The sequence below is a fragment of the Escherichia sp. E1V33 genome, from assembly GCF_004211955.1.
Classification (GTDB): domain Bacteria; phylum Pseudomonadota; class Gammaproteobacteria; order Enterobacterales; family Enterobacteriaceae; genus Escherichia.
Genome location: NZ_RHJI01000055.1, coordinates 1 through 3,296 on the forward strand (window position 1 = coordinate 1; position 3,296 = coordinate 3,296).

7 protein-coding genes and 1 pseudogene are annotated in these 3,296 nt (G+C 42.7%); 6 read left to right on the top strand and 2 right to left on the bottom strand.

All coding sequences use genetic code 11. The annotated features are described in order from the left end of the window. Positions 1-12: 12 nt before the first annotated feature. On the bottom strand, positions 13-291 hold the full coding sequence (locus D9742_RS22920) for a lambda phage CII family protein (protein WP_001177649.1): 279 nt from the start codon (positions 289-291) through the stop codon (positions 13-15). 108 nt (positions 292-399) lie between these two features. Next, entirely contained in the window at positions 400-585 is a 186-nt protein-coding gene (locus tag D9742_RS22925; RefSeq protein ID WP_000276886.1) for a Cro/CI family transcriptional regulator, read from the bottom strand. Between the two features lie 80 nt (positions 586-665). Here D9742_RS22925 and D9742_RS22930 point away from each other — a divergent pair, with 80 nt between their 5' ends. The 6 genes and pseudogenes from D9742_RS22930 to D9742_RS22955 all read left to right on the top strand — a co-directional run bounded on the left by D9742_RS22930 (position 666) and on the right by D9742_RS22955 (position 3,237). Then, positions 666-1,316 carry a LexA family transcriptional regulator gene (locus tag D9742_RS22930; RefSeq protein ID WP_001095981.1) on the top strand — a complete coding sequence of 217 codons (651 nt, stop codon included), beginning with the start codon at positions 666-668 and terminating at the stop codon, positions 1,314-1,316. Positions 1,317-1,635: 319 nt separating this feature from the next. Then, complete coding sequence (locus D9742_RS22935; protein ID WP_085455276.1) at positions 1,636-1,941, top strand: hypothetical protein; 306 nt, start codon at positions 1,636-1,638, stop codon at positions 1,939-1,941. Between the two features lie 119 nt (positions 1,942-2,060). Further along, positions 2,061-2,282: a hypothetical protein gene (locus tag D9742_RS22940; RefSeq protein ID WP_235154224.1), complete on the top strand. Its 222-nt coding sequence runs from the start codon at positions 2,061-2,063 to the stop codon at positions 2,280-2,282. A gap of 26 nt (positions 2,283-2,308) precedes the next feature. Then, positions 2,309-2,407: pseudogene (locus tag D9742_RS23630) on the top strand (regulator); the annotation flags it as partial. Between the two features lie 78 nt (positions 2,408-2,485). After that, entirely contained in the window at positions 2,486-2,686 is a 201-nt protein-coding gene (locus tag D9742_RS22950; protein WP_130210698.1) for an antirestriction Ral family protein, read from the top strand. 182 nt (positions 2,687-2,868) lie between these two features. Further along, positions 2,869-3,237 (top strand): DUF2528 family protein, encoded by a 369-nt coding sequence (locus D9742_RS22955; RefSeq protein ID WP_000065355.1) that lies wholly within the window; start codon positions 2,869-2,871, stop codon positions 3,235-3,237. Positions 3,238-3,296 lie beyond the last annotated feature (59 nt).

Below are 3,296 nucleotides of genomic sequence, written 5' to 3' on the forward strand. Positions count from 1 at the left end.
AGTCTTTCTACATCAGGCCTCAAAACTGTTGCAGCAGTCTTGAGGCTTTTCTTTTGTCAGCACCATGGCTACTTTCTTTGCCAGCTCTGCTAATTCCTCGTCTTCAACACCCCACTCCAGCACAGCCAGAAGCATGGCCATCTTTGGGATAAAGCTGTCTTTCCATCGCGAAATTTGCGATTCATTAATCCCTAATGCATCAGCAACCTTTCGCTGACCACGTACAGCAATTCGATTTAGGATATTGCTTGTGATTGCATTCGCTTTCTTGCGAGTACTTGTAAGTTGCATATGTAAGTATTTCCTTAACAAATAAGAAGTTATACGCACCAACTGATGCGCGTTGTATTCCCGCATTTCGGCGGGAATGAGGACCATGACTGTTAAAGAGCAATTTGCTTATGCCGCTTTGCGGTAAGCGCTTTCTTGATACTTCAGGGCGCCAGCTGTAACGACTTCCAGTCGATAGGCGTCTTTCTCTGGGATGACTTCCTTCCACTGAGAGACTGCTGCATCGCTAATGCCTAACGCTTTAGCTACCGCACGCTGGGTTCCGAAGTGGTCGATAACATCTTTCTTGTACATAGACTCGCTCCGAAATTGAAGAACACTTAAATTATCTATCAAAGGAATCTTAAGTCAAGTTTATTTAAGATGTCTTAACTATGAATACACAACTGATGGGTGAGCGTATTCGCGCTCGCAGAAAAGAACTCAAGATTAGGCAGGCTGCCCTTGGCAAGATGGTTGGCGTGTCTAATGTTGCTATTTCCCAATGGGAGCGTTCTGAAACTGAGCCCAATGGCGAAAACCTATTGGCCTTAGCCAAGGCTTTGCAGTGCTCCCCTGATTACTTGTTGAAAGGAGAAGATAGTCTTTCAAACATTGCCTATCACAGCAGGCATGATCCAAGAGGTTCGTATCCTCTAATTAGTTGGGTAAGCGCAGGATGTTGGATGGAAGCTGTAGAGCCATATCATAAGCGTGCAATAGATAACTGGTACGATACAACCGTAGATTGTTCAGAAGATTCGTTTTGGCTGGACGTAAAGGGTGATTCGATGACGGCTCCAGCCGGTCTTAGCATCCCGGAAGGGATGATAATACTAGTCGATCCTGAAGTAGAACCTCGTAATGGGAAGCTGGTAGTGGCAAAGCTCGAAGGAGAAAACGAGGCAACTTTCAAGAAGTTAGTTATTGATGCTGGCAGAAGGTTTCTAAAACCACTTAACCCACAATATCCGATGATTGAGATCAACGGGAACTGCAAAATCATCGGTGTAGTTGTCGATGCAAAAATAGCAAACCTTCCATAAGGGGCATTCGCCCCTTTTTTCTTTCCTTTAAAAATCAAAGCAAAACTTAAACTTCGCAATAAAATTTAAGTTTTCTTCAAAAATACCCTTGACCACCAATTAAAGAAATCTTAAATTTAAGTCATCAGCAGGACGCTGGTAGCCAAACGGAACAGATTGGCAGGCTCTTTAACATTGATGGGATTGTCCCGCCGAAATGCGGGAACCAAAGAGTAGTTGGCTTTGGGGTGACGTAAAGTGCAGCCGCGCAACAGCATCAGGGAGTTAACCTCCCTCCCCCCAGTTACGTCACCGCTAAAGTCAATCATCGGAGGTCAACATGACAGTAGTCATTACATATCTGGCTGACGATAACGCCAGAAATCGCCGCAGAGCACGCAGACAGGCTCAACGTGAACAGGCAATGAAAGAACAGAGACTGGCGCGAAAGATTGCGCTAAAACTCTCTGGTTGCGTCAGAGCAGACAAAGCAGCATCACTTGGCAGCCTTCTCTGCAAGAAAGTAGATGAAGTCGAGCAAAAAAATAGGAGGGTTTACTACAAGGATTTAAACCCATTAGGAAACAAGATACATGCAGTTCAAAGAATAAGATTGTATAGTAAACCACCGTACGGTGCTTATTGAGTATGCTTATGGTGAAAAAGACTATCTATGTTAACCCTAACTGCGGACAAAACAGGAAAGTATTTGATAGAGGTCTTACACCTCAAGACAGAAGGAGAATAACGAGATGGGAAAAGAGAATGGCATATGCATTAGAAAACGGTGTAACACCTGGATTTAATGCTATAGATGACGGTCCGGAATATAAGATTAATGAAGACCCAATGGACAAAGTTGACAAAGCATTAGCAACACCATTTCCTCGAGATGTAGAAAAAATTGCAGATGAAAAATATGAGGATGTAATGCACAGAGTTGTTAACCACGCTCACCAACGAAATCCAAATAAAAAATGGTCATAGCCCACTTCGGTGGGTTTATTATTGTCCGAACTAACCGAATTTATTACAGCAAGCCACGCAGTGAAATGGGTGTAACTTGTGTTGGTCGCCAGAAAATGAAATTAGGCAGCAAACCACTTATTTAAGGTGAGATATGGAAGAAGAATTTGAAGAGTTCGAAGAGCATCCGCAGGATGTGATGGAGCAATACCAGGACTATCCGTATGACTACGACTATTGATAAAAATCAATGGTGTGGACAATTCAAACGATGCAATGGATGCAAGCTGCAATCGGAATGCATGGTTAAGCCTGAAGAAATGTTTCCTGTAATGGAAGATGGGAAATATGTCGATAAATGGGCAATACGAACGACGGCAATGATTGCCAGAGAACTTGGTAAACAGAATAACAATGCTGCCTGATGGTGGCCTTTATTTTTGGCATAAACAACAGAATAAACACAGCACTGTGTATTCATTCCAACGAGTGAATACACGGAGCAATGTCGCTCGTAACTAAACAGGAGCCGACTTGTTCTGATTATTGGAAATCTTCTTTGCCCTCCAGTGTGAGGGCGATTTTTTATCTATGAGGATATGAATAGATGTCAAACATCAAAAAATACATCATTGATTACGACTGGAAAGCATCAATAGAAATTGAAATCGACCATGACGTAATGACAGAGGAAAAACTTCACCAGATTAATAATTTCTGGTCAGACTCTGAATACCGACTCAATAAACACGGCGCTGTATTAAATGCTGTATTAATCATGCTGGCGCAACATGCTCTGCTTATAGCAATTTCGAAAGACTTAAATGCATATGGTGTTGTTTGTGAGTTCGACTGGGATGATGGAAATGGTCAGGAAGGATGGCCTCCAATGGATGGTAGTGAAGGAATAAGAATTACCGATATCGATACATCAGGAATATTTGATTCAGATGATATGACTATCAAAGCCGCCTGAGCGCGGCTTTACCGCATACCAATAATGCTTCACCAGAGGCATTTTCGTTATGCAATCAA